The following is a 3,949-nucleotide window of genomic DNA, read 5'->3' as shown; positions in this document are numbered from 1 at the left end:
GGGTTGCGGGGGTGGACGTGGTGGTGGCCTCGGTCGGCACCGCCGCCGGTACTGATCCGGTTGTCCTCCCGGCACCGTTCGTACTGGGCTTCCCTGTCTCGGAGCCGGGGGGTCTTGCCCCTGCGGACGCGGTCGCGGCCCCATGCGGCACAGCTGCCGAGGCACGTGCCGCCGCCGGGGCACCCGTCCCGGGCCCCGGAGTGGTGGCGGCGGCCGCCAGGGGCGGACCAGGGCGCTCCGGCCGGGACGCCGGGCCGGGAGCGGCGGCCGACGGCCGCCGCTCGGCGGGGGCCCCGGAGGCCGGCCCCGGGCCCGGCACGGCGCCCGCCGCCCGGGACCCGGCGGCGGGCGCCGTGACGCCGGCGCCGAACCGGATGCTCCGTACGCTGTGCAGGCCGGCCAGCCGCCGTGCTTCGCGCCCCCCGTCCACACAGACGCCGTGCACGTGCAGCCTGGCCCGTGCGCACACGTCCCTGCCGAGACCGGCCAGCAGACGCGACAGTTCCGGCCACAGGGAGACGTCCAGCGGTTCCCCGGGGCGGCCCACCTCGATGACGGGCCCGTCCGCCGAGACCGGCCGCGCGGCCGGTTCCGGCCGCAGGCCGTCGCGCCCGCAGACCCAGATGCCGGCCCGCGTCACCGCGACCCGCCAGCGGTCCGAGAGCTGGACCTCTCCCGCCCGCGGACTGCCGCGTCCGGGGATCGGCGGGCTCCAGCGCACCAGGCGCGGGCTCGGCGGCGGCCCGTCCGGCTCCTCGCGGGGCAGGCAGGCCACGGCGTCCACGTACGGATGCCAGCGCGGCGTGCCGCCGGCGTCCGCGAGCGTGGCCCGTACCGTGCGGTCCGCCGGGCCCGAGGCGGCGAGCAGCGGCAGGCCGGTGTGCACGACGACTTCGGAGCCGAGCGCGTCGGCCAGTGCCTGGCCGGTGCCCAGCACGTCCCGGCGCCCGCCGGGAGCGATCCGCACCCGGGACCGTGCCGTGTCGGACAGCGCGGAGACCGCCTCCTCCACGTCGGCCGGCAGGACGTCCTCCCCGTCCGGTACGCCCACCAGCACGGTGGGGCCCTGCTGGTCGACGGGGACCGCGTAGCAGAGGTCGCCGGGCCGCGGGGCGCGCGCCTCCCGGGGGCGGATCAGCAGCCCGGCCGGGATCCGCTCCACGACACAGCCGCCGCGGGTGGGGGAGGGCAGGGCGCCGGGCCGGTCCCGCTCCCAGGACGGGGCAGGCTGCCGCGGGCCGAGCGGTACGGGCTTCGCGCCCGGCCCGAAGCGCCACCAGCCCTCGCCCGACGCGGACCCGGCGTCCCGGCGGGGGAGGACGAAGAGCCCGCCGCCGGGCACGACGAGGACGGCGCTGTCCGGGGCGATCACCGACAGCCCCCACGCGTCGGCGATCCGGCGTGCGACGGCGGGGCGGTCCCGGCCGTCGTGGCCCGTGCCCGACATGGCCAGTCTGACGGTGGTGACGCCCTCCTCGCACAGGTCGTCGAGCAGCGTGCCCAGGCGTGCCCAGAGCGCGTCGGCCGGTGCCTCGGCGGGACCGGCCACGACGGTCACGGTGTGCTCGTCCTCCGCCGCGAGGGAGCCGGCCAGGTCGTCGACGTCCGCGCGGCTGAGCGTGTCGTCGGAGACCTCCCGGAGCAGGAGGACGCCGCCGTACTCCTCGACCGCCAGGGCCTGTTGAGTCCCGGCCCGGTCATCCCGTCCGACCGCACGCGCGCCGTAACCGGAATCCGGCGAGACGCGCCGCCGCGAACCACCTCTGCGTCCGAGGGCCCACCGGCTCACCGTCCGGCTCCCGACTCGCTCATACCGTGCTCACCTGCGTGGACGGTGTCCGTCCCGGGCGGGAGGCCGTGCTTCGCCGTGCGGAGATGATGCACCCTGACACTGCCCTTCGGACCGTTCACCCATCGAACCCGGAATGGAACACATACTCGGCCTACAGGACCGTTTCCCTCTCAACCTCCGTTGTCCTGGGGCCTGTTGACGCGTGAATGAGAGATGAACAAGGTGTGCCGCACCGCGCGGGTGCCTCATGGCGAAGTGAACCGGGAACCGTCGAACAGCAGCGGCACGGACGGACCGGTCCCGGGGCCGAACCGCCTGGTCCGCTCGCCCGGACCGCTGATCACGATTGCGATTCCGAGCGCTGTGCCCGCGGCCGCCGCCAGTGCTTCGAAGTCCGTTGTGACCGACACCTCGTGACCCCGCCGCAGGAGCGTGAGACGCAGCAGCTGAAGGGGCGTCAGGTTCACCTCCCCGACGGCCAGCCCACCGCCGAGAAGCACGGCCTGTGCGGCTTGGCCGGGCGACAGCACGACCCCCACCGCCTCGAGCTCGGCGGTCGACACCGTCCCGCTCGTCAGGCCCGGGTCGGTCTGCGCCTCGCGCAGTCGCTCCGTCAGCGACTCGGCGAAGAGCCCGGCCACGACGGCCGGTTCGGCGGGCGGAGGCGCGGCCGGTTCGACGGCCGGAGGAACCTGCTGGGGAGGCGGCGGCTGCACGGACGGTGGACCCGGCGGCTGCCCGGGCGCCGGACCCGGTTGCGCTGCCGGCTTCGGGGCCGGCGGTGGTACCGCACCTGTCTTGACCTGGTCGGGCACGACGGTCACACCGAGCCGTTCGCCGAACAGGCCGGCGACGTTGCCCAGCCACCCTGCCGCCTGTACGGGGTCAAGACCGGGCCGCACCGAACCGCTCATGTAGCGGCCGGACTTGTCGGTGACGGTCCACTTCCCGAGAGCGGGGTTCCAGCGGAACTCGCCGGAGACCCGGCTGTCACCGGGGACCGTCGTGCCGCTTCCGGTGAACCGTGCCCCGATCCCGGTGTGCCCGAGGCCGTCGAGCTGCTCGCGCAGCGCTTCCTCCGTGAGACCGGGATCCTTGCTCCGCATACCGGCGAGGAGGGCGTCGAACTGTTCCTCCGTGATGATGTCGCTGGGCTTCTCGCTGCCCAGCAGCACACGCATGTCCGGGGTGACGGTATAGAGCCACACCGCGTCCTTGTTGCCGGTGATCAGCAGATCGGGGTCCACCTCGTCCAGCGGCGTCCACAGAGGGTTGACGCGTACGTCTCCGTCCGGGTCCTTCTCCTCCTCCTTGACCCTCTTCGGGCGCACCGGTTCGCCGAATCCCGCCGGGGCCGGGTTCCACGGACCGGCGCCGCTGCCCGTGTAGTGGTTCCTGCCGAAGTAGTGGACCTCCACGGCCCGGGTGGCGTCCTCCGGGCCCGCGTGGGAGTTGTACCGGCCGTTCCGGGCCACTTCCACGCGGGTGCCGAACGCGTGGGCCAGCAGTGGCAGGAAGGTCTCACCGGTCGCGGTCATCCACTGGGTCCGCCAGTTCCGTACGGCGTGCAGGACCTCGGCGAGTTCGGTCTCGTCCAGTGGCGCGGTGCTGGTCGCGTAGACGTCGAGCAACTCCGCGCGCAGGCCGGCGTCGTCGAGCGCGGCGAACTGCTCGGGGGCGACGCCGTGGTGTGTCAGCAGCCCGACGAGCCCCGGCCGGTCCAGGGCGGCGATCCGGCGGGCGAAGGTGCCCTCCCCGGGCGCCGTCAGGCGCAGCTGTCCGAGGATCTGGGGATGCAGCCGCCCGCCACTGGCACGTACGTAGTCGGCCACATGCTCCCGCATCGCCGCCGCGACGATCGCCGGCTCCCCGGCCGGCGGGATGTTCCAGGCGGACAGGATGGTGGCCCGGCTGTGCAGTTCCTCTCGCACCCGCTCGGCATCCCGCAGCCACTCGTAGGCCTCGGGGCTGGTTTCGGCCAGTGTGGTGAGGGTGTCCCGGACGTACGAGGGGGCTCCGGCCATGAAGGAGAACAGCAGGCACTCGCCCGAGGCGGGCACCGGCAGCGGCGCACCCCGGGCAGGGGCGGCAGGCGCGGCCGGTGCGGTGCCGGTCTGCTGCTCCTTCGCCGGTACGCCGTTCTGTTCCGTCTCCGAA

1 protein-coding gene and 1 pseudogene are annotated in these 3,949 nt (G+C 74.7%); both read right to left on the bottom strand.

From position 1 onward, the window contains the following. Window positions 1-1,789, bottom strand: a pseudogene (locus GUY61_RS35745) (hypothetical protein); the annotation flags it as partial. 248 nt (window positions 1,790-2,037) lie between these two features. After that, window positions 2,038-3,949, bottom strand: a 1,912-nt coding sequence (locus GUY61_RS35740; RefSeq protein ID WP_208106865.1) for a hypothetical protein, incomplete at its 5' end; no start/stop codon positions are given.

The sequence above is a fragment of the Streptomyces sp. GC420 genome, assembly GCF_009916105.1.
GTDB lineage: Bacteria > Actinomycetota > Actinomycetes > Streptomycetales > Streptomycetaceae > Streptomyces.
The sequence above is the reverse complement of the archived record's forward strand: the minus strand, read 5'-3'. Positions and strand labels throughout refer to the sequence as shown.